Origin of the sequence: uncultured Altibacter sp. (assembly GCF_963972995.1) — a bacterium.
Lineage (GTDB): Bacteria > Bacteroidota > Bacteroidia > Flavobacteriales > Flavobacteriaceae > Altibacter.
The window spans coordinates 13,973-37,185 of record NZ_CAXAXI010000002.1 but is presented as its reverse complement, the minus strand read 5'-3'; the positions used below and the strand labels follow the sequence as shown (position 1 = coordinate 37,185).

Annotated in this window: 16 protein-coding genes; 9 read left to right on the top strand and 7 right to left on the bottom strand. The window is 41.9% G+C overall.

Translation table 11 applies throughout. The features are described from left to right. Positions 1–150: 150 nt before the first annotated feature. From aspS to AACZ11_RS01250, 4 genes are all read left to right on the top strand, one after another. Entirely contained in the window at positions 151–1,905 is a 1,755-nt protein-coding gene (gene aspS / locus AACZ11_RS01265) for an aspartate--tRNA ligase (protein WP_290628986.1), read from the top strand. A gap of 40 nt (positions 1,906–1,945) precedes the next feature. Next, positions 1,946–3,742 carry a chloride channel protein gene (locus tag AACZ11_RS01260; protein ID WP_290628984.1) on the top strand — a complete coding sequence of 599 codons (1,797 nt, stop codon included), beginning with the start codon at positions 1,946–1,948 and terminating at the stop codon, positions 3,740–3,742. Between the two features lie 6 nt (positions 3,743–3,748). Then, the gene (locus tag AACZ11_RS01255) at positions 3,749–3,994 is read left to right on the top strand and encodes a hypothetical protein (RefSeq protein ID WP_290628982.1); all 246 of its coding nucleotides are present in this window, start codon (positions 3,749–3,751) and stop codon (positions 3,992–3,994) included. Between the two features lie 94 nt (positions 3,995–4,088). Beyond that, complete coding sequence (locus AACZ11_RS01250; protein ID WP_034259745.1) at positions 4,089–4,286, top strand: cold-shock protein; 198 nt, start codon at positions 4,089–4,091, stop codon at positions 4,284–4,286. 55 nt (positions 4,287–4,341) lie between these two features. On the opposite strand, the gene AACZ11_RS01245 is transcribed toward AACZ11_RS01250, so the two are convergent. Next, entirely contained in the window at positions 4,342–4,797 is a 456-nt protein-coding gene (locus AACZ11_RS01245) for a nucleoside deaminase (RefSeq protein ID WP_290629005.1), read from the bottom strand. A 51-nt stretch (positions 4,798–4,848) separates the two neighbouring features. On the opposite strand from AACZ11_RS01245, the gene AACZ11_RS01240 reads away from it, so the two are divergent. Next, on the top strand, positions 4,849–6,627 hold the full coding sequence (locus AACZ11_RS01240; protein ID WP_290628979.1) for a 1-deoxy-D-xylulose-5-phosphate synthase: 1,779 nt from the start codon (positions 4,849–4,851) through the stop codon (positions 6,625–6,627). 43 nt (positions 6,628–6,670) lie between these two features. On the opposite strand, the gene AACZ11_RS01235 is transcribed toward AACZ11_RS01240, so the two are convergent. Next, positions 6,671–9,265 (bottom strand): T9SS-dependent M36 family metallopeptidase, encoded by a 2,595-nt coding sequence (locus AACZ11_RS01235; RefSeq protein ID WP_290628977.1) that lies wholly within the window; start codon positions 9,263–9,265, stop codon positions 6,671–6,673. A gap of 109 nt (positions 9,266–9,374) precedes the next feature. Next, complete coding sequence (dgt, locus tag AACZ11_RS01230) at positions 9,375–10,715, bottom strand: dGTP triphosphohydrolase (protein ID WP_290629003.1); 1,341 nt, start codon at positions 10,713–10,715, stop codon at positions 9,375–9,377. Positions 10,716–10,964: 249 nt separating this feature from the next. Here dgt and AACZ11_RS01225 point away from each other — a divergent pair, with 249 nt between their 5' ends. Beyond that, the gene (locus AACZ11_RS01225; protein WP_290628975.1) at positions 10,965–13,739 is read left to right on the top strand and encodes a TonB-dependent receptor; all 2,775 of its coding nucleotides are present in this window, start codon (positions 10,965–10,967) and stop codon (positions 13,737–13,739) included. A 41-nt stretch (positions 13,740–13,780) separates the two neighbouring features. Next, complete coding sequence (locus AACZ11_RS01220) at positions 13,781–15,715, top strand: hypothetical protein (RefSeq protein ID WP_339831253.1); 1,935 nt, start codon at positions 13,781–13,783, stop codon at positions 15,713–15,715. Positions 15,716–15,797: 82 nt separating this feature from the next. Here AACZ11_RS01220 and AACZ11_RS01215 read toward each other — a convergent pair whose 3' ends face one another. The 4 genes from AACZ11_RS01215 to AACZ11_RS01200 all read right to left on the bottom strand — a co-directional run bounded on the left by AACZ11_RS01215 (position 15,798) and on the right by AACZ11_RS01200 (position 19,390). Continuing rightward, a complete protein-coding gene (locus AACZ11_RS01215; RefSeq protein WP_290628971.1) occupies positions 15,798–16,157 on the bottom strand; it encodes a nicotinic acid mononucleotide adenyltransferase in 360 nt (119 codons plus the stop codon). Positions 16,158–16,499: 342 nt separating this feature from the next. Next, positions 16,500–17,129: a carbonic anhydrase family protein gene (locus tag AACZ11_RS01210; protein WP_290628969.1), complete on the bottom strand. Its 630-nt coding sequence runs from the start codon at positions 17,127–17,129 to the stop codon at positions 16,500–16,502. Between the two features lie 42 nt (positions 17,130–17,171). Beyond that, positions 17,172–19,013, bottom strand: coding sequence for a SulP family inorganic anion transporter (locus tag AACZ11_RS01205; protein WP_290628967.1), 1,842 nt, complete (start codon positions 19,011–19,013; stop codon positions 17,172–17,174). 74 nt (positions 19,014–19,087) lie between these two features. Further along, positions 19,088–19,390 carry a hypothetical protein gene (locus tag AACZ11_RS01200; protein ID WP_290628965.1) on the bottom strand — a complete coding sequence of 101 codons (303 nt, stop codon included), beginning with the start codon at positions 19,388–19,390 and terminating at the stop codon, positions 19,088–19,090. 189 nt (positions 19,391–19,579) lie between these two features. Between AACZ11_RS01200 and AACZ11_RS01195 the strand changes: the two genes are divergently transcribed. Together AACZ11_RS01195 and AACZ11_RS01190 are read left to right on the top strand one after the other, a co-directional pair. Then, the gene (locus AACZ11_RS01195; protein WP_290628963.1) at positions 19,580–20,803 is read left to right on the top strand and encodes a porin; all 1,224 of its coding nucleotides are present in this window, start codon (positions 19,580–19,582) and stop codon (positions 20,801–20,803) included. A gap of 79 nt (positions 20,804–20,882) precedes the next feature. Beyond that, positions 20,883–23,126: an inorganic phosphate transporter gene (locus AACZ11_RS01190; protein WP_290628961.1), complete on the top strand. Its 2,244-nt coding sequence runs from the start codon at positions 20,883–20,885 to the stop codon at positions 23,124–23,126. The last annotated feature ends 87 nt before the right edge of the window (positions 23,127–23,213 follow it).

Here is a 23,213-nt window from a genome sequence, read left to right as displayed (position 1 = left end):
TAGTAAAGATTTAACCATTATTTAATATTGAAATGAATATTAACAAACAGTTTCTTAACAAGTTCTTGCGACTAAGGGTAGTAAAGTTTAAAAAAATATGGCGAATTGCTCTTTAATCTTCCTAAATTTGCACCTAATTTTTACAACACAATGTATAGAACGCATAGCAATGGCGAATTAAACGCCTCGCACATAGATACACAGGTGACGCTTGCCGGGTGGGTCCAAAAAATTAGAAATAAAGGTTTCATGATCTGGGTAGACCTTCGGGATCGCTATGGTATCACACAACTTATTTTCGATGAGGAACGCACATCAAAAAAGGTTATGGAAATTGCTTCGCAATTGGGAAGGGAATTTGTTATTCAAATCGATGGAACCGTGATCGAACGGGAATCCAAGAACCCCAATATGCCAACGGGCGATATAGAAATCCTTGTCAAGAACATCACAGTGCTCAATAAGTCACTTACCCCACCCTTTACCATTGAGAATGAAACCGACGGCGGAGAAGACCTTCGCATGAAGTACCGCTATTTGGATATCCGAAGAAAACCCGTGCGAGAAAACCTTGTGTTTCGCCATAAAGTCACCATGGCGGTTCGCAATTATCTATCGGAAAAGAATTTCGTGGAAGTAGAGACTCCGTATCTCATTAAATCTACACCTGAAGGTGCCCGCGATTTTGTAGTACCCTCTCGTATGAATGAAGGACAGTTTTATGCACTACCCCAGTCTCCACAAACTTTCAAGCAGTTGCTTATGGTAGGTGGAATGGATAAATATTTTCAAATTGTAAAATGCTTTCGGGATGAGGACCTTCGGGCCGACCGTCAGCCGGAATTTACGCAAATCGACTGTGAAATGGCATTTGTAGAACAGGAAGATATCTTAAACACCTTCGAAGGACTTACACGCCATTTACTCAAAGAAATCAATGGAGTTGAAGTCTCAGATTTTCCAAGGATGACCTACGATGAGGCCATGCGTACCTACGGAAATGATAAACCGGATATTCGCTTCGGCATGGAGTTTGGCGAATTGAATGACGTCACACAGCACAAGGATTTCAATGTATTCAATCAAGCAGAACTAGTTGTTGGCATAGCAGTTCCGGGAGGAAATAGTTTTACCAGAAAAGAGATCGATGCCCTAATCGATTGGGTAAAGCGTCCACAAATAGGCGCCATGGGCATGGTATATTGCCGCTGCAACGAAGACGGAAGTTTCAAGTCATCTGTCGATAAATTCTACGATCAGGATGATTTGGAACGATGGGCAGATATCACCGGTGCGAAGCCCGGAGATCTTATTTGTGTGCTTTCCGGAGCGGCAGATAAAGTCCGTTCACAGTTGAGTGCGTTGCGAATGGAACTGGCACAACAGCTAGGCCTTCGTGATCCCAAGGTTTTTGCCCCTCTGTGGGTGGTGGATTTCCCTTTGTTGGAATGGGATGAGGAAACGCAGCGGTATCACGCTATGCATCATCCATTCACGTCTCCTAAGCCCGGACAACTTGATTTGTTAGAGACCGATCCGGGTGCTGTTAAAGCGAATGCCTACGATCTTGTGTTAAACGGAAATGAGATTGGCGGAGGTTCCATACGTATTCACGACAAGGAAACCCAATCGCTCATGTTTGACTATTTAGGTTTTACTCCTGAAGAAGCCAAAGCTCAATTTGGGTTCTTAATGGATGCTTTTCAGTATGGTGCACCTCCACATGGAGGGATCGCATTTGGATTAGATCGTTTGGTTGCGATTTTAGGCGGTCAAGAAACTATTCGCGATTTCATTGCCTTTCCGAAGAACAATGCAGGGCGGGATGTCATGATCGATGCCCCGGCGCCTATCGATACTGCGCAACTTGAAGAATTAAGTTTACAGCTTAATATAAAAGGTTAAATTTAATCCTGCTTCGGCAGGATTTTTTAATACCGTAGAAATGTCTGCACAACAACGAACCTTGCTCACGCGATTCCTTATATGGCGATTGAAATATATCTCGCACAAGCAGTTTGTTTTTATCGTGAGTATTTTCGTGGGATTTCTTAGCGGAATGGGGGCGGTACTGATTAAGAACGGTACACACTTTATTCAATTACTCTTGGAAGGTAAATTAATTCAAGAATATCACAGCGCTTTCTATTTTATCTTTCCTATCATCGGATTAACACTTACCTATCTCATCCTAACCTTTATAATTCGTAACAAACCTACACAAGGAATTCCGGCCACTTTATTCGCCATCGCCAAGAAAAAGGGTATCATGAGACGATTCCAGATGTATGGCAGTTTATTGACCGCTCCCATTACGGTGGGTTTTGGAGGATCTGTGGGACTGGAAGGTCCCACCGTAGCCACCGGGGCAGCCATAAGTTCTAATGTATCCCGCCTGTTGCATATGAATCAGGCAACGCGTACATTATTGATAGGGTGTGCCGCAGCAGGTGCCATGTCGTCCATCTTTAAAGCGCCTATCGCTGCCATTATTTTTGCTATTGAAGTATTTAGCCTGGACCTTACATTGGTTTCCTTGATCCCATTGCTCTTGGCTTCGGTATCGGCAATAATTACGTCCTATTTTTTCTTCGGAAATGATATACTGCTGCCTTTTAGTATCGAGGACGAATTTTTACTGAAAGACATTCCACTATACATGCTCTTAGGCGCCGTTGCCGGATTTGTTTCCATTTATTTTACTGAAACTTATGAACGCTTTCAGAAGTTCTTTGAAAGGATCGGTTCTCCAATAAAACGACTCATAATTGGTGGTATCGGTATAGGAATTCTCGTATATTTTATTCCCCCTTTATACGGTGAAGGATTCGACGTCATCAATAATTTGGTTCAAGGGAATCCCGAAAAAGCACTCGAAAACAACTTCTTTGATCTGGACCTCAACAATGTATGGGTAACGATTGCACTATTGGGCGGACTCGTTGTTTTTAAAGTGATCGCCAGTTCACTTACGTTTGGGGCAGGAGGTGTTGGCGGAATTTTTGCCCCTACCCTTTTCATGGGAAGTATCATGGGTTATTGCTTGGCCAAAATACTCAATGCCTTGGAGTTTTTAGCCACCCCTGTTTCAGAAAGTAATTTCACCTTGGTAGGAATGACCGGACTTATGGCAGGTGTTTTGCATGCCCCATTGACAGCCATTTTCTTAATTGCTGAGGTAACGGGAGGTTACGAACTCTTCCTCCCTTTGATGATCGCCGCTGCAATTTCCTTCTCCATTACCAAATATTTCGTGCCGCATTCGGTCTATGCAATGGAATTGGGGCGTAAAGGTGAGTTGATCACACATAATAAGGATCATGCGGTGTTAACTTTAATGAATATCAAATCGGTCGTGGAACAAAATTTTGCAGTTCTCCATCCCGAGATGACCTTAGAAGCGATCGTACATCAAGCTGTGGTAAAATCGAACCGGAATATTTTCCCTGTAGTTCACCCCGACACCGAAGTGTTGGAAGGTATTATTTTGTTGGACGACTTACGTCCGGTGATGTTCGATCAATCCTTATACAAAGAAGTAACTGCCCGACATTTAATGCAGAATCCACCTGCGATTATTATCTTAGACGAAGACAAAATGACCCAGGTAATGAAGAAATTCCAAGATACAGGGGCTTGGAATCTCCCTGTTATTGCCGATGGAAAGTATTATGGTTTTATTTCAAAATCGAAACTTTTAACGGCGTACAGACGAAAACTAATTGACTTTTCAGGAAAATAATAGAATATGAAGTATGTCCTCGTTTTTTTAATGTTAGCCGCTATTGTAAGTTGCTGTATTGGGTTCTATATTCGAGAAGCAGATCCCAAAACCGGTGAGTTCCTCATTGGAATTTCCATAGCAGTCACCTTTTTTATCACCATGCCTGTATTTATCTATAGACGCTGGAAGAACAGGAGCGTAAAAGACTATATGCTTACTAAAGAGAACATCGAGAAGATGCGAAATTACACCAAGGACAAGAAGCTATAAATCAATTGGTTTTAAAAAAAATTAAGATTTTCTTAACCTTTGAGGTCATAAAAATAGTACATTTGTTCATTATTAATTTATTTTTTTATTTACAATGGAAGGAACAGTAAAGTTTTTTAACGAGTCAAAAGGTTTCGGTTTTATCACCAATGACGAAACCGGAAAAGACATTTTCGTACACGTGACCGGACTTAATGGCGAAGCCCTTAACGAAGGTGACAAAGTTGAATATGTTGAAGAAGAAGGACGAAAAGGAATGGTTGCCGCAAAGGTGCGCGTGATCCACGACTAAGATATATATCTTAACAACTGACCGAAAAAAGGCCCGCTATCAATAGCGGGCCTTTTTAATTAAGGTTGCGTTTCTCTACAAAGAAACGTTTTAACAATTGTGATGTTTCCTCGGCTAAGATGCCTCCACGCAGGGTCGTTTTAGGGTGCAACTTTGTATCAAGAGCTATACAACCACGTTGTGAATCTCTCGCGCCATATATTATTGTTGAGATCTGACTCCAAAATAGTGCGCCTGCACACATTTGGCAGGGTTCAAGCGTAACATACAATGTACAATTCGACAAGTACTTACCACCTAAAAAATTTGCTGCTGCTGTAATAGCTTGCATTTCAGCATGCGCAGTGACATCATTAAGTGTTTCTGTTAAATTATGTGCCCTTGCAATAATTTGATTGTTGATGACCACAATGGCCCCAATAGGCACCTCTCCCTTTTCATACGCAGCTTCAGCTTCTTGCAGCGCACGCTTCATAAAATAGGTGTCATCGTAAGGGGTAAGCTCGTTCATCATTTTTTTTAATCCCCGTAAAAGTACAAAAGCAAAATGTATCTTTGCAAGGTGCCACAGAAGTTATTAGAAAGTATTCAGTTTCCAAACGAACTGCGCCGTCTCGAAGGGTCAGAGCTTCCTCAATTGGCAAAAGAACTACGCGATTTCATTATTGATATTGTCGCAGTAAAAGAAGGGCACTTAGGGGCAAGTTTGGGCGTGGTGGAATTGACCATCGCCCTGCATTATGTGTTTAATACACCAAAGGATATACTCATTTGGGATGTTGGACATCAAGCCTACGGTCATAAAATACTTACCGGTAGAAAATCTATTTTTCAAACGAACAGACGGTGGAACGGACTAAGCGGTTTTCCTAAACGCAGCGAAAGTGAGTATGATGCCTTTGGTACAGGGCATAGTAGCACGTCCATTTCTGCCGCTTTGGGAATGGCCATCGCAGCGCAGTTAAAAGGGGATACAACACGACAGCATATTGCCGTGGTTGGAGATGCATCCATTGCCAGTGGCATGGCGTTCGAAGCCTTGAACCATGCCGGTGTCACCAATACCAATCTGTTGGTCATCTTGAACGATAACGCCATTGGGATCGACCCCAGTGTTGGAGCTCTTAAAGAATATCTCACTAAGGTAAACCTCGCGGAAACACCGGATACAGATAATATATTTGAAGCCTTAAAATTTAAGTACTCCGGTCCTATAGATGGACATGATCTTCCGGCATTGTTACAGACTTTACAAAATGTAAAGCAAGTACCCGGCCCTAGGCTACTTCACGTCATCACAAAGAAAGGAAAGGGACTTAAGCAAGCTGAAGAAAATCAAGTAACCTACCATGCGCCCGGTAAATTCGATGCGACCACAGGGGAATTAGCGCCTAAAAGCAATGAAGGTATCCCTCCAAAATACCAAGATATTTTTGGAATAACCCTTGTTGAACTGGCTCGTTTAAATGATACCATCATTGGTATCACTCCCGCTATGCCCACAGGAAGTTCTCTAAAATTAATGATGGAAACCTTCCCCGATCGTGCTTTTGACGTAGGGATCGCCGAACAACATGCCGTAACATTTGCTGCCGGGCTCGCAACACAAGGGTGCACGGTGTTTTGTAACATCTATTCAACCTTTATGCAACGTGCCTACGACCAATTAATCCACGATGTATGCCTGCAAGATCTCCCGGTGATCTTTTGTTTGGACAGAGCTGGACTTGTGGGGGAAGACGGAGCCACACATCATGGCATCTTTGATATAGCATACCTGCGGTGTATTCCAAATCTCATTGTATTTGCGCCTCGCAATGCTATCGACCTTCGCAATATTTTGTATACCGCCCAATTAGGACTTGACCATCCAATCGCCATTCGGTATCCTCGTGGTCACAGCGATATTCTGGAATGGCAACGACCCTTTGAAGCAATCACAATTGGAACAGGCGTTGTTGTAAAGGAAGGTGAGAAAATTGCCGTATTAAGTATTGGCACTATTGCTTCGGAAGTAATGGAAGCTATCAATATGCTGACACTTTCAGAAAAGGAAAAAATAGGAAGTTACGATCTGCGATTTGTAAAACCATTGGATGAAACTTTGTTGCATACCGTCTTTCAGAAATACAAGACCATTGTCACCGTAGAGGATGGAGTGATCCACGGAGGCTTCGGCAGTGCTATAGCCGAATTTGCCGTAAAAAATAACTATTCCAATACTATAGACCTATTGGGTATCCCCGATGTTTTTCCTGAACATGGAACCGTTCTTCAACTCAAGGATTATGTGGGTATTACTTCAGAAAAAATAAAGACAGCCCTACAAAAATATCTATAAAAAAAGAGGCCCGAAAGCCTCTTTTTTCTAAATCACTTCAATTCTATTTAATTATTAACTTCTCTGTTTGAGTTCCTGCTTGACCTTCAATGGTCACCAAATACATTCCCGCATTTAGACCTTCAGCTTGAATAGTTCCGATCGTTTGTAGCTCCAATTGTTGTGCAAACACTTTTCGCCCGTTTAGATCGAAAATAGATACGGTAACGTCTCCGGCTGGACGTCGTGAAGCGATATTAATCGTCCCTGTAGTAGGATTTGGATAGAGTACAAAATTCTTTTGAAACCCTTCTACATCTTCAACACCTAATGAACATTCTGCAGGAAGATCAAATGCCTCAACTTGGTCGGTACGGCTATTGCTGCTCCCCTGGCTTGCGCTAAAACCGCAACCTCTGCGTGCAAATGCATTCCAAATAAGACATTTGTTTGCACCTCCGTTCGTGATCTCATCGGCTTCTATAATGGCATCACGGCCATTGACAAAACCGGGACTACAATTTTGCAGCTTAAGTCCGTCGATGACTAGCTGCATCGCAATGTTATTTCCACCTGTTCCGTTGTAGACATCCGGATCGAAACCATATACATCGATAAGATCCCAAGTCATATCCCATAGCATCGTTGCCCAAACAAATCCAATCCCATGGGGTTGTGAAACGTTGTTGTTGGTATCTGCATAGGTATAATCGTTGATCGCAAAATCTGTACTATAAGGAGCTTCACGAATTCCGCCACCTTCTGTGCTTTGCCCGTTCACATAGGTTCCAATACCTCTAATATCGGTACCAGCATCGCCAGTTTCCATTGTGAGTACAAGTCCGAAATAGTCACTCCAGCCTTCACCCATTTGTTCGTCATTAAAAAGGCATGCCGGATTTGCAGGTCCTCCCGTAAGTCGGGTGGAGATCCCGTGCCCGTATTCGTGTGCAATGATTCCATTATCCAAGTCCCCGTCCAATTGCGGACCAGGGGGCACATCTTGAATGGTCCCGTTAACAGTTGCTGAAAGTAATTCGGCTATAATAGCATCGCCCACATTCTTACTTACCATGATGGCGGGAATAGTCACGCTGCCTCCTTGTGCACCCGGCCCCATCACTATGGCATCTCCCGGTTCGTTGTTTACTACAATTACAGCAATTGCTCCGGCGGTTTGAGCCGCCAAGGCTTTAAACCCAAATTCACAACTACCTCTGCGTACCACAGCGATCTTCCCGTTAATAGCTGCGGTATTTGTAATAGTATCGCAACCATCATTAGGGTCTGTAGAATCACCTGCATCGTCATCTTCAACTAGAACTAGGTCTTGCGTGATAGGTGTTGCGGTAATTGGAGCACCAAAATTCGCCGCTAATGCCACGTGGCCTCCGGCAAGAGGACCGTTGTTGATGGTAAGAAGTTCTAAATAGTCGGAGGGAGACCACAAATACATTTGCATTCTTGGATTGCTTCCTTCTACCGTAATACTGAAGTTAGCATTGTTTAATCCGCCACCATCTTGTGCGTCTGCATTCACAGAATCACTTCCTACACCACCGTTGCCATAATTGTTCTCCTGAAAGTTTCCACTTGCTTCGTCAAACCCATAATGGTACCATACATCGTGCATGATATTATTCCAATAAAAGAGGTTGGTGGTTACTGCATCTAACATATTTACGGGTGCCGTATTGAAGTCGTATGGAAAATCGAAATTGAGTCCGGCGCCACCGTCTGGTGAAGCTCCGGTCCCGTTATTGTTATTGATGTCATCCTGAGCCCATACATTATTACCTCGCGTTATGGTATACTCTGCTCCCGGAGCTCCATTGATATCATGCCACCCAAATGGAGAGGCTACTGCATTGGAAGGGTCTGCCACCAACTGTTCTGAGCCATGTGACGGACTTTCCAGTGGAAGTGGGAACACACGATATTGTGCTCCTCCCGTAGTGAATTCCACATTCGATTCTTTTTTGAACAATACACTCTCAAGCGGAGCTGCAACCTTGTTTCCATGGCTGTGTGGTGCCGTTCCAAAATTACAGCTAATAACCCAATCGTTATTTTCTAATACCGTACCCGTAACAGCGTCAATACGCATACTGTAATGATGGCTCGCATCCAAAAGATAGATCCTTAGATCCCAAGCCAATCGAACGCGCTCATCATGGGTTCTTTGGTAAACCAAGGTCACAGGAATGGCCTCCAATGAGATTCCCCCGTCTGAAAACAGATATTCATTACCATCCCGTGATAAAAGTTCCAAATTAGTCGGACTGGGAAGACCTAAGGCAGTAATCGCCTTTAAGATTGCCGCATTAGGTGTAATTGAGGGGGTTGTAGTATTTACTTTTTGCCGAAGGCCGGAAGTAAAATTGACCCCTGCATACACAACTTGACCGTTCTTTATAGCAAAACTAGAAGAGGAATTATATACGGCAATACCATTGTGTCTTTGAGAAGCATAGACATTTTCCAATTGCATACTTTTTGAAAAACTATTGGAAGTAATTTGGATGTCTGTGATATCTTCCGGCTCAAGATTCAACTGCGCCCTATTGGCACTTAAGTAAGACGTAATTTGGGTTTCGAAATTTTGAGCGACACTCATGGTTACAACCAATAGTGCTACTACATGTAGAATTTTTTTCATACTGATGTTGAAATGATTAAATGAAGTCTATTTAAATTTTGTTCTAAAAATACCGTAAAAAATTAAACAACCTAACAAATTGACCAATATTAACAGTATTCCTTATAAATTATTGAGGTTCTCCCTGTATTCGCTTGAATAGCTGTAAGGCATTCCCATCGGTAAGACCGGAGATAAAGCTACAACATACCATTAAATACGCATACACCGACTGAAGGGGCTCGTGATTTCTGTCGAAGGACTGAACGATTAAAGAATCGTAATGCGTAGCAGCATTATTAAAACTGTTCTCAAAAGCTGTTGTGTAGGTGTCCAATAATGATGTTAGGATCTGGTATCCTGCTATTTCCTTTTCTATCACTTCCGGACTTCGGTAAATCTTCTCAATACTTAACTTTAAAATATCATCGATCTGTGCTTTAAAGCGGCTTTTATCTAAGAGTGCTTCGGCAAAATCCCCTGCCAAAATCGCTTCTTCATTTTCTAAGAAAATGGCAGATGCTTCGGCAATGAGTGAATTAATTGCCAAGGAACGAAGGTAGGCCAAGCGGTCTGAAGACTGAGTGAGTTGTTGATACTTCTTGGTATTGATATGTTCCTTCACCAAATTAATAAGATATTCTAAGGCAAATTCTTCTTCTATCCAGCCAAGGTTGATTCCATCCTCAAAATCAATAATAGTATAACAAATATCATCGGCTGCCTCTACTAAAAAGGTAAGGGGATGCCTGTTATAAGAAAGATATCCCTTATCGCTTCGGTTTCCAAGTCCCAGTTCGGTTGCAATTTCTTTAAAGAATTCCGTTTCAGACTGAAACACTCCGTACTTCTTATCAGCAATATGTTTGCTCGGTTTTTTTGGCAGCGATTCCTTTGGGTACTTCATAAATGCTCCCAATGTTGCAAACGATAACCGCAGCCCTCCTGTCACCCCGTTCCTCGTCTCTGTCAAAATTTTAAATCCATTGGCATTCCCTTCAAAATCTACAAGATCCTGGTATTGTTTATCTGTTAATTGATCTTTGAATCGCTTCCCCTTTCCATTCAGAAAATAATTCCCAATGGCCTTTTCACCGCTGTGACCAAAGGGAGGATTTCCAATATCGTGGGCCAGCGCTGCCGCTGCAACAATGGCTCCAAAATCGTTAAACTGATGCCCGTGGACGGTTTGCAATTGTGGATGTTTTTCTAATATTTTCTTTCCAACCGTTCTTCCTAAAGAACGACCTACCACCGATACTTCCAAACTATGTGTAAGTCTGGTATGTACAAAAGACGTTTTAGAAAGTGGTATTACTTGCGTTTTGTCCTGTAAGCTTCTGAAGGCCGCCGAAAAAATCACACGATCATAGTCTACTTCGAAACCCAGTCGGGTCTCATCCTGTTCGATACGCAAGCGCTTGTTGGTATCCCCTTGACGTCGCAGCGACAAGAGTTGTTCCCATTGCATCATAGATCTTTTTGAGTTTCTAATTAAACTGAAAGTGACAAATGTAAAATTTATTTCATTCTTAAAACTGAATTAACACAGGCATAATGCACCCCCGTTACTTTTGTTGCCGGAGACACTGAAGCTGTTGTCTTTGTTAACACTTAGCTAACACAGATGTTACAATTAACTAAAGGAAACATAACATTTAGCTAACTGCATGGCAGCACAATTAAGGTTCCTTTGCGGCATACAAATTAACAATAATTAATGAAACGAATCATCTTACTTACAGCGTTGTTTTTTAGCGCTTTAGCTATGTCGCAAACCGGAACAATCGAAGGAACTTTAACCGACAAAGAAGCCCTTGGAGAACCGCTTCCGTTTGCCAATATTATACTTAAAGGAACGACCACCGGAACAACTTCCGATTTCGATGGGAATTATGTTCTAGAGAATGTTTCCCCGGGAACCTATACATTGGAATTTAGTTTTGTGGGATACGAAACACTCGAAATACCCGATGTGGTTGTTGAAGCAGGAAAGTTCACCCGGGTGGACGCAGGTCTTGGCGTAAGTGCCGCAGCACTTGATGAAGTCTTTATTAAGATACAAACCAGCAGAGAACGAGTTGAAGCACTACTGCTAGAGCAGAAGAAAGCCGTGGCGATCAAAGAAAGCATTGGTGCCGAAGAAATGGGAAAATTAGGCGTAAGTGATGCTTCGGCGGCTACCACGAAAATTTCCGGAGTTAACAAAACAGACGGATCCGGAGGTGACGTATATGTGCGTGGCCTAGGGGATCGCTATTTATCAACTACCTTAAACGGTCTTCCTGTCCCTTCAGATGATATTGAACGAAAGAACATTGACTTGGAATTATTTCCTGCTCGATTGATCGAAAGCGTTTCAGTAAGCAAAACAACGTCTTCCGGTATCTCTGCAGACCAATCTTCCGGAAATATAAACATAAGTTCAAAACAACTTAATAAAAGTGAATTATTGACGGTGAACCTTAGTGGTTCGGCAAATTCCAATGTCGTATCCGACGGTGTATTCGACACGTTTAAAGTTTCACCAAACAATGACGATATTACCTTCGGGTTTTACTCGAGCGATGTCAATGCTCGCGACGCGATCACCCAACAAAGTTGGAGTCCCGAAGTGATCTCGGCTCCTATCAACCGATCGTTCGGACTAAGCGCCGGAAAGAAATTTGGAGAAAAGTTACGTGTTCTTATCACAGCCGGCCAATCGGACGAGTATGAATACCGCGACGGTTTCTTCCGTCAGTTTCGCTCTAACTTCCTAGACGATGTGATACCCGATGCCATAACGTGGTCACGAACTATTACCACTTCAGGGTTGGGGCACATTGAATTGAAAGCCAACGATAAGAATGTGATCCAATTCAATTCATTGTTTATTAATAAAGTTCAGGATCAAGTTTTTGAAGGTGGCCGAAGCGGAAACGCCGTGATCTTTGAAGAGACCGATCCTACTGAAGGACTTGGACAATTTATTAGAGACCAAAATCTAAAGAAAACCCTACTCTCTGTAACACAATTGACAGGAACGCACGATATTTCTGAAAAGAACACGTTGGATTGGGCTGCAGGGTATAACTTTCTTGGCGCCGATGAGCCAAAGCGTATCCGGAACGAGGTGAACTTCAATGACGAGATCGTTCAATTGGGACGAACCGGTGGTTTTCAACAACGTAAAAGCCTTCAGCGCATTGAGGATATTGAATATAACGGACGATTGGCCGATGTGCATACCTTTTATGAAGGTGAGAACGACCTTTTCCAATTAGCCGGAGGCGTTAACTTCAGAAATAAAACAAGGGATTTTAAGTCGCAATTCTTTGGAGTTGAGGAAGCGTTTACCAATGCCATCAATCCGGAATCCATCGATGCGATCTCCGAGATCTTTACCCCCTCAAGATTTGAGAACGGGATCCTAAAATTAAATACGCTACAAGCAGACCGATACGAAGGTGATCTGCAGTCCATCGCCGGATTTATAGATGCGACCGGTACCGTAGGAAAATTTACGGTATCTGCCGGTTTGCGCTATCAAAAGGATGATATCGACGTACGATACGATGTAGGGAATATCCCGGGTCGTTTAGGAAGTGAATCCAAAGATTACCGTCGCTTATATCCTTCAGTGAATATAAAGTATGCGATCAACGACAAACACAGCATCCGATTTGCCAACAGCTCCACGACAACATTACCGGAATTTAAGGAAATAGCACCTTTTGAATATGTATCTCCGGTAGGCCAGGTAACTCGAGGAAACCCGGATATTGAAGCGTCCATCAATTATAATTACGACTTGAAGTGGGAATACTTCCCCACCACAGACCAGTTATTTTCACTTACCGGTTTTTACAAGAAGATCGAGGACCCTATTAGTAAAGTTCAGGATCGAGGTTCGGCAGGTGTCTTCTCGTATTTTAATGCAGGAGAAAAAGCCGAAGTATACGGGATTGAATTAGAAACCCGTGTAAATATCTTGAATGTAGAAGATCAGCCTAGCTTGAAACTCAATTTGAATGCATCACGCATGTGGCATAAACAAGACTTACTTGAGATCTTCGATGCCAATGGCAACTTTGTGAGAACCTTTAGGTACAAAGGTTTGACAGAGACCGATCTTCAAGGCGCTTCAGACTGGATCGTGAATACTACCTTCAATTTTTCTACCAATACTGAAAATCCTTTTGAAGCAGCGATTACCGGAAATTATGCTTCAGACAAAGTATATGCCCTGGGAGCGCCCGAAATTCAAACTGCCAGTGAAACCAATTACAATGATGCCATTGTGGAGAAAGGATTTGTTCGGCTTGATCTTATTCTAAGCAAGGAATTGAATGAACATCTCAAGATTGGGCTATCAGGAAAGAACCTCCTTAATCCCGAGATCGAGCGAACACAATTGATCCGTCCAAGCACCACGGGTATAGAATCCGAAGAAACTGTCCTTTCTTACACGAAAGGAATTCAAATAGGCTTTAACCTTAACTATTCATTCTAAAATTACTAATGTATAACACAAAAAGAAAACGTATGAAAACTATGAAAAACATAGCAGCCATGTTCGCTGTTTTAACGGCCGTAACTTTTGCAAGTTGCAGCAGCAATGATGATACGATTCCTGTAGACGATGATCCTTCGGGGTCAACAGATCTTACAGGAAATCTAACCGAAGACCGCGTACTGGATCCTTCAGTAGAATATGCAGTAACCGGACCTTTTTTGGTAAAATCGGGCGCCAAGTTAACCATTCCTGCGGGAACTGTGATCATTTCTGAAGTAGGACAAGACAGGTATATTGCAGTAGAAAAAGGTGCAGAGATCGATATTCAGGGTACAGCTACCCTTCCTGTGATTATGCGTTCTGAAAATAATGCTCCCGGTGACTGGGGAGGTTTGTTACTGTGTGGTAATGCAGTCACCACCGAAGGCGTTGATACAACTGCCGAAGTAGGCGGATTGATCTACGGAGGTACGAACAATAATGACAGTTCAGGAAATATCGATTACCTTATTATTCAAGGCGCCGGAGCACAGATCAACTCTGAATCCCAATACAATGGTTTGACGCTCTATGCCGTAGGAAGCGGTACTACCATTGACAATGTAGCCATAATTGACGGTGCAGATGACGGGGTTGAATTTTTTGGCGGAACTGTTTCGGTTACCAACTTATATCTTGAAAATAATGAAGATGATGCCGTAGACTGGACCGAGGGATGGAATGGAACCGTAACTAATACATATGTGCTGCATACTATCGAAGGATTTTCTACCGCTGTTGAAGCCGATGGCGTAAACAATAATCCTAAATTGGTAAACTTTACCGCTTTCTCCAGTACCGGAGGAACTGCCTTACAGTTCAAAAAAGAGTCCGGGGCTACTATTACAGGTCTTTCTTTAACAGGGTACGAGACTTCTATTGATATGAGAGATAATGGTCCGTTATCGAACGTAATCATTGATGGTGAGATTGGAGATCCCAATACCACCTATATCGCACCTCCAACCGTAGATGTTTCAATGTTTGCCTGGGTAAATTCAAATCAATCCGGTTCAGAATTTGCTATTTTGGAAGGTAATGTTACAACCACAATTACCTTAGATCCTGCGCAACGTTATTTATTGAACAATGCCTACATCGTACAAAACGGCGGTAAACTCATCATCCCGGCAGGAACAAAGATCACGGCGCGTGATGGAGGTACTGAAGTATATATTGCGGTCCTTAAAGGAGGGTCTATCGAGATCAATGGGACTTCTTCTAATCCTGTGGTAATGTCATCACAATCTGCACAACCCGGAGACTGGGGTGGCTTGACCATTTGTGGCGATGCGCCTACCACCGAGGGTGTTAATGCCACTGCCGAAGTGGGTGGCTTCATTTATGGCGGTAATAACCCTAATGACGATTCCGGAAATATTGATTATTTAGTGATCCTTGGAACAGGAGCACAGATCAATTCTGAATCCCAATACAATGGTGTATCGCTCTATGCAGTGGGAGACCAAACAAGTATCAATAATTTGGCCGTGATCAACGGAGCGGATGATGGTATCGAGTTTTTTGGCGGAACTGTAAATGTTACCAATTTGTACTTTGAAAACAACGAAGATGATTCAGTAGATTGGACCGAAGGATGGAATGGTAGCGTAACCAATACCTACGTGATACATTCTATTGAAGGGTTCTCTACTGCTATTGAAGCCGATGGCATAAACAACAATCCAACTTTTACGAACTTCACGGCGATCTCAAACACAGGAGGAACTGCGTTACAGTTCAAGAAGGAGTCCGGTACCACGATGGTGAATGTATTACTTACAGGCTATGTTACCAACGTAGATATGCGTGATAACGGCCCTATTGCTAACGTGATTGTAGATGGAGTACCACTAAGTTCTCCTGTTGATGATGTGTTCAATGGGACTGCTGTTGACATCTCAGGGTGGGCTTGGATAAATGCAAGATTATAAAGAAGACCTTATAATTTAAGTTCAATTAGCCAAAAAAAGAGCTCCCATTGGGAGCTCTTTTTTATACTTGAGTATTGTTCTTTTAGTTCGTAACTACACGGGTGTCTTTTACTTGCCACGTTTTTACTTCAGCGATCTTAGCATTGTCGTAAGTGACCTGCTTCATAGTATCTCCATGATAAAAATACCAAGTTCCTACTTTTTCACCATTATCGTAATAAGCGATGGCAGTTTTATTCCCTTGTGCATCGTAACTTGTCCACTCACCTTGTAACTTGTTCTCTACAGTATAGAATCCTGTTTGAGCAATTTCTCCATTGTCGTGATATAAGATCGCTTCAATTAAATTTCCCTTTAAAACATATTCATTTTTTTGGGCTTCCTGTCCTAGAACAAAGTTCATGGAACAGAGTAATATGAACAATAATGTTATCTTTTTCATGGTGCTGATTTTAATAGATACTCAAATGTACAAAATAGATAACAATTTAGAAAGGTTTAGTTAACATTAAATTTACATTGGAAATTTATATATCTGTTTATCAATTACTTAATAGCTAAAACTTAACATTGGAATTGTATATAACACTGTTTTTCTTAATGTTATTTTAATATTCCCTTGACACTAAAACTACATTCCTGCCATTTCTTTGTAACACACTTTGTAAAAATCGTTTAGTTTTTGTCAACTTGACTTTGCAAGTGTGGAGGCTACCTAAGGGTGGCCTCTGTCATAAAAAAACCCGCAAGAAATTGCGGGTTTTCTATTTTAAAAAGTAACTTATTATTGATCAAAGGTAACGCTTCCTGTACTTATGTCGTACATGCCTCCAACGATCATGATTTCATTTTTCTTTTCCATTTCAGCCAGGATAGGACTCTCTTTTCTGATGTTCTCTATGGTCAATTGAACATTTTTTGCGGCCACTCGATCTACAAAATCAAGGTTCTTACTATTACGTTGATCCGCTGCTGCCGGTTCTTTTACTGCTTCTACGGCAGGCTCTATCTTTTCAATTAACTTCGTCAAGTTACCTAATCGTGCATGATCACAAGCTCCTTTTACAGCTCCACAACTTGTATGGCCAAGGACCACAATTAATTTTGTACCCGCTAACTTACAGGCAAACTCCATACTTCCTAAAATATCCTCATTCACAAAATTCCCTGCAATACGTATACTGAAGATATCTCCTAATCCTTGATCGAATACCAACTCGGCAGAAACCCTAGAGTCTATACAGCTTAAAATAGTGGCAAAAGGAAACTGTCCTTCCTCAGTATCATTTACCTGTTGCAGTAAATTTCTATTTGCTCTTAAGTTATTCTGAAACCGTTCATTACCCTCTTTCAAAAACTGAAGGGATTTTTCCGGCGTCATGGTTGCTTGTGTTTCTCTTGTATGTGCTTTCATTCTTTTATATTTTTTGCGTCAGTAATCTGACAGTTCATCTTTTTAATATTTATCTTTAACATTAGCATTGATCCACTTTAAACATTCTTTAAAGGTTGGAAAAATTTGCTCCTCCGGCACAAGGTCCGGTATGATGTCAATACGCTCCATCATATATCGTGGTTGTGCTAAAACATCCACAAAGAGTACTTTTATACCCCTTTGTGAGAGGTCTACCAATACATCTTCCAAGGCATAGAGGCCCGATTGATCAATATACTGCATCCTCCCCATGCGAATGATGACCGCAGAAGCCGTAAAAGGAATCTGTGAAGCCAACTGCTGGAAGTCACTGGTGGATCCAAAGAATAGCGGTCCTTTGATATGCTTTATGAAAACTTCTTCTTTAAGTGCCTCAGGAAATTTGTGCTCGTCATCCCATTTTTGCTCTTTTAGCAACGGTTTTACATCCGAACGTTCAAAGGTAAGATCTCCCATCTTCTTCATAAACATTAATGAGGCGATCACAAGTCCTATACCTACGGCATATACCAAGTTCCACACCGAAGAAAGCACCAATACAATAAGCATGATCGCTACTTCTGTTCTCGGCATGTTAGGAATCGCTTTTAATCCTTTATAATCCATAACACCAATACCTACGGTGATCAAAATTCCTGCTAACACAGCTGCCGGAATTTGTGAGGCAACCGGGCCTAATGACAATAAGATTATAAATAGTAATACCCCTGCGATCATACCAGACAAACGGGTTTTACCACCCGACTTAATGTTGACAACCGTACGAATGGTCGCTCCGGCACCCGGGATTCCCCCAAATAGGGCACCAATACTATTTCCAATTCCTTGTCCTACCAGTTCCTTATTAGGTTTGTGTTTTGTCTTCGTCATATTATCGGCTACTACCGAGGTAAGTAATGAATCAATCGCACCTAATAACGCCAGTGTTAAGGCTGTGAAAATGTAGGGCGTAATACTTGCCAAACTGAATCCGGTAATAATCTCCAAATTCGGAATAGGGAGACCGCTTGGAATTTCCTCAATAGGTCTATAGTCTAAATTGAAACCATAGGCAATTCCGGACATCACCAATAAGGCAACCAATGTACTAGGCACTACCGTTGTGATGCGTTTAAAACCATAGATGATAAAAATGGTTCCCAATGCTAATAGTAATTCTAACCAATTAATATTATTTAATGCTTTTGGAAACATCTTGATCGCCCCTATTACACCGGAAGCTTCGGAAGCCGCAAGGGTTTGCGATTCCTTCAGAATATCATCTTGTGTTATCATATCGGCACGCCTAATCGTTTCTTTAAAGTCCTCCAGTACCAATATACCTTCACCTGCTTCTTCTTTTAAAATGTTATCTAGAATTATTTCTTCCGCCATAGGCTTGAACCGGTTTACATACTCCATATCTTCTTTTGGGTAATATCCCACGGCAGGCAGGATCTGTGTAACCAATATAATGACACCGATAGCCGTCATGAATCCTGAAACCACTGGGTAAGGAATATATTTAATATATTTTCCTAGTCCAACTAATCCCAATCCAATCTGCATCAGTCCGGCGAGTAAGAAAACAGTGAGAATAGCAGGCAATGCTTTGTTTACATCACCGTCATTTACGGCAATAATTCCCGCTATTATCACCATACTCACAGCTGTCATAGGCGCAGTAGGTCCGGAAATCTGGGTGTTGGTTCCTCCAAAGAGGGCTGCAAAAAAACTAACAAAAATAGCTCCGTAAAGACCTGCACTAGGTCCTAACCCGGAACTTACACCAAAGGCAAGAGCCAAAGGCAGGGCAACGACCCCGGCGGTAATTCCACCAAATAGATCTCCTCGAAAATGTGAAAAGTCGAATAATTTCTTCATTGAATTATATTAAAATGAATAATCAGTCACTACCAATGCAGGACCGTGTTACTAATGTAATGAAATTGAAGGTATTACGAATGTGTTTCGGGAGGGGGTAGATATATTTCCGAAAAATAAGTAGAAGTATCCTCCTTGTAATATATATAGGATTTTGTGCGCTTTTGTGAAGCCGCAAGTGACATGTACGACGGTAGGCGCTGAACGATCTTGTTCTCTTCCAATTGCTTTTTACTTTTTTGTTGCGGCTCTTCCTCGGTAAGTTCGACCAAAACAATATTATTGGTGTCCATATTGAGCCATGTTAGCACAGGAGGCGCAAGAATGGCTACCGTCATGGCTATGGTTATAAAGATAATGGACGCTTGTTTAAGCAATTTCGACAGGTTTTGGACAAATATAACCGCAAATGTTAAATAGTTACGAGGGAGAACTGTTAAAAAACCTTTAAAATTCATATTCAATGAAGCGGTTAGAGGTATTTCTTTTTTTATTTACTTAGTCTTAACGTTAACTTAACATTGAAGTAAGTTCTTTGCAGCGACAAAAACTTTAAACGATTCTTAATGAAACTTCACCACCTAGCAATGGCTGTGGTATGCTTTGTACTACACACAGCCAATTCACAGGAAATCACCGAAACTTCTTTTGGCAAAGGAATGTTGAATTTGGTCGCTAAGGACAGCTCATGGAGTGTTAAATTTGCACCTCGCATCCAGTTCAGGGCCTCTTCCCAATGGGATCATGACGGAGATACCTACGGTAACCCCGAATACAATTTTCTTATTCGGAGAGCGCGATTAAAATTTGATGGTTTTGCATTCTCCCCTTCTTTAAAATATAAGATAGAGTTAGGTCTTTCCAACCGAGATATCTCCGGGGCAAACCGTTTTACAGGCGATGCACCACGCTATATTCTCGATGCGGTTGTGATGTGGAATTTCTACGAAAATTTCGAACTGTGGGTGGGTCAAACCAAACTACCCGGTAATGTAGAGCGTGTTGTATCTTCGGCAAACCTTCAGTTGATCGATCGATCCTTACTTAACAGTCGTTTTAATATTGACCGCGATGTTGGCTTCCAATTACGTCATTACACCCAACTTTCAGAAACCATACTTCTGCGTGAAAAATTTGCGTTATCTCAAGGGGAAGGACGAAATATTACTACCGGAAATCTTGGAGGCCTTCAATATACAGGCCGACTGGAACTGCTCCCTTTTGGGGCGTTTGAAGGAAAAGGCGATTACATTCAAAGTGATCTAAGCCGTGAACAATCCCCTAAACTAATGGTAGGGGTCACCTACGATTTTAACGACAATGCGGTAAAGACACGTAGTAACTTGGGCAGTTATATGGTTACTTCTACCGGATTGTACGAAACGGATATCACCACCGTTTTTGTGGATGCCATGTTCAAGTATAAAGGATTTTCTTTTATGGGTGAATTTGCCGCACGGGAGGCCGATGCTCCAGTAGCAGTTGAAACCAATGGACTCCCGGCCATGGATGAGGAGGGTAATGTTACGGAAGATGTGGTACTAGTAGGAAACGCTTTAAATTTACAAGCAGGTTATGTATTCGAATCGAATTATGAGATCGCAGGACGATTTACAACCGTGGACTATGATGCAATAACTGAAACTGCAAACCCGGAACAATATACGCTGGGCCTTTCAAAATATATTGTAGGTCATAAACTGAAAGTACAGTCGGATATTAGTTATACAACTTTAGCCGGAGAACCCGATTCTATTGAGTTTAGGATTGGTTTCGACCTTCATTTCTAAACAAAAAGAGATAACAATTTGGTAACAATGAAACTTAATTTAATTGTGACATTTGCACCACTAATACCTATTAGATAACATGGAAAATATTTATTTGTTAATGCTCGTTGCCCTTGCCGCTTTGGCAGTTGCCGACTTGGTTGTAGGAGTAAGCAACGATGCGGTTAATTTCTTGAATTCTGCAATAGGATCTAAGGCGATTTCTTTCAGAACAATTATGATTGTTGCCAGTTTGGGGATCTTTATAGGAGCGGTTTTCTCCAGTGGTATGATGGAGGTAGCTCGAAAAGGGATCTTTGTTCCGGGGCAATTCTATTTTGAGGAAATCATGATCATATTTATGGCGGTAATGATAACCGACATCCTACTGTTGGATTTCTTCAACACACTAGGGATGCCTACCTCGACAACGGTATCCATTGTATTTGAATTATTGGGTGCCGCGGTAGTGATGGCGCTCATTAAGATTAGTGCATCAGACAGTGAAACCATTGCAAATCTCGGTAACTACATCAATACTGAAAAGGCCACCGAAATCATATCGGGCATCCTCTTATCCGTCGTGATCGCCTTTACCATAGGAGCACTGGTCCAATGGCTCTCGCGCTTGATATTTACCTTCCATTATGAAAAGAAGATCAAAAATTTTGGAGCGCTGTTTGGTGGTGTAGCTCTAACAGCTATTGGTTATTTTATATTTCTGAAAGGTTTAAAAGGAACTCCTTATTACGATGATTTTAAATGGGTACTCGAAGAGCAAACGCTCCTGCTCGTAGCTGGTAGTTTTGTCTTTTGGACCTTGTTCTCCTTCCTTTTCATGAAGCTTTTCAAGAAAAGTATTCTAATTGTGGTTATCGCCGTGGGAACCTTCGGATTGGCTTTAGCCTTCTCCGGAAACGACCTTGTAAACTTTATTGGCGTTCCTATGGCCGCCTATCATTCGTATGAGGCATGGGTAGCGTCCGGGGAAGCTGCTTCCTCCTTTTCAATGAACATCTTAGAGTCTAAGGTACCTGCAGAGCCTATTCTGCTTCTTATTGCAGGGGCGGTGATGGTACTTACGCTATGGTTCTCAAAAAAGGCAAAGACCGTTACCGACACAGAGATTGGGCTTTCCCGACAAGGCGAAGGGCATGAAAAATTTAGTCCGAACGCACTGTCGCGTGCCGTTGTAAAGGGAAGCACTAAATTAGTTTCCTTATTAGGCGGAATGATCCCCCAAGCTACACAAGATAAGATTAGTGCGAGTTTTGAAAAACCCGTGGTACACCTTCCGAAGCATAAAACATACGAGTTACCCGCATTCGATATGATACGCGCTTCGATAAATCTTGTAGTGGCCGGTGTGCTTATCTCTATAGCAACCTCAATGAAATTACCGCTTTCTACTACCTACGTAACCTTTATGGTTGCCATGGGTACTTCTTTGGCCGATCGTGCTTGGGGACGTGAAAGTGCAGTGTATCGTGTTGCGGGTGTTCTTAATGTTATTGGCGGTTGGTTCTTTACAGCCTTCAGTGCATTTGTAGCTGCCGGGACCATGGCGTATCTTATTTATTTAGGAAAAGGAACCGCCATTGCTATTCTATTGTTGGTGGCCATTGGGTTATTGATTAGAAACTATGTTTTACATAAAAATAAATCCAACAAGATCGTTCCTCACGATGAATTGAAAAAAGCCGAAAGCAGTACCGTGCAAGGTATCATCGAAGAAAGTGCCGACAATGTGGCGAAAGCCGTTGCACGAACCAACAAGATCTATTCTTCCATCATTAGCGGTTTGGCCAAACAAGAAAGTTCCAAGCTTAAGAAGAGCAAACAGCGCGTTTCTAAGCTAAGTGATGAGGTGGACGAACTTCGCAATAACATCTTCTACTTCATTAAGAATCTTGACGAAGGAAGTGTACGAGGAAGTAATTTCTATATCCTCATTTTGGGCTACCTCACCGATGTCACACAATCGTTGGAGTACATTGCAAAAGTGAGCTATAAACACGTGCACAACAATCACAAGGCACTTCGATTTAACCAAATAAAGGATCTTCAGGAGATCGACAGCTCTTTTGAATCCCTGCTGAAGGACATCGAAGATATCTTTGAGAATCGCGAGTTTGAAAAATTAGGTGATATTTTAGTGCGCAAGAAAAAAGCGTTCGACGATATTTCAGCAATGATCGAAAAACAGATCACTAGAACCCGCACCGAAGAATCCAGTCCTAAAAACACAACGCTGTATTTTAGTCTGCTATTGGAAACAAAAGACCTGGTAACAGCGCTTATGCACCTTATGGAAGAGTACTATAAGAGTTACAGCAAAGAATAAGTGTATGATCCTACTAAAAAATCCCGTTGTCTTGAGCTTCTTTCAAGGAACGGGATTTTTTTATGGGTTTTTTAAATAGAATGACAC

What these genes read in the sequence shown, in the direction of transcription:
- aspS (WP_290628986.1), top strand. Translation starts at nt 151, where the DNA reads ATGTATAGAACGCATAGCAATGGCGAATTAAACGCCTCGCACATAGAT.
- AACZ11_RS01260 (WP_290628984.1), top strand. Translation starts at nt 1,946, where the DNA reads ATGTCTGCACAACAACGAACCTTGCTCACGCGATTCCTTATATGGCGA.
- AACZ11_RS01255 (WP_290628982.1), top strand. Translation starts at nt 3,749, where the DNA reads ATGAAGTATGTCCTCGTTTTTTTAATGTTAGCCGCTATTGTAAGTTGC.
- AACZ11_RS01250 (WP_034259745.1), top strand. Translation starts at nt 4,089, where the DNA reads ATGGAAGGAACAGTAAAGTTTTTTAACGAGTCAAAAGGTTTCGGTTTT.
- AACZ11_RS01245 (WP_290629005.1), bottom strand. Translation starts at nt 4,797, where the DNA reads ATGAACGAGCTTACCCCTTACGATGACACCTATTTTATGAAGCGTGCG.
- AACZ11_RS01235 (WP_290628977.1), bottom strand. Translation starts at nt 9,265, where the DNA reads ATGAAAAAAATTCTACATGTAGTAGCACTATTGGTTGTAACCATGAGT.
- dgt (WP_290629003.1), bottom strand. Translation starts at nt 10,715, where the DNA reads ATGCAATGGGAACAACTCTTGTCGCTGCGACGTCAAGGGGATACCAAC.
- AACZ11_RS01225 (WP_290628975.1), top strand. Translation starts at nt 10,965, where the DNA reads ATGAAACGAATCATCTTACTTACAGCGTTGTTTTTTAGCGCTTTAGCT.
- AACZ11_RS01220 (WP_339831253.1), top strand. Translation starts at nt 13,781, where the DNA reads ATGAAAAACATAGCAGCCATGTTCGCTGTTTTAACGGCCGTAACTTTT.
- AACZ11_RS01215 (WP_290628971.1), bottom strand. Translation starts at nt 16,157, where the DNA reads ATGAAAAAGATAACATTATTGTTCATATTACTCTGTTCCATGAACTTT.
- AACZ11_RS01210 (WP_290628969.1), bottom strand. Translation starts at nt 17,129, where the DNA reads ATGAAAGCACATACAAGAGAAACACAAGCAACCATGACGCCGGAAAAA.
- AACZ11_RS01205 (WP_290628967.1), bottom strand. Translation starts at nt 19,013, where the DNA reads ATGAAGAAATTATTCGACTTTTCACATTTTCGAGGAGATCTATTTGGT.
- AACZ11_RS01195 (WP_290628963.1), top strand. Translation starts at nt 19,580, where the DNA reads ATGAAACTTCACCACCTAGCAATGGCTGTGGTATGCTTTGTACTACAC.
- AACZ11_RS01190 (WP_290628961.1), top strand. Translation starts at nt 20,883, where the DNA reads ATGGAAAATATTTATTTGTTAATGCTCGTTGCCCTTGCCGCTTTGGCA.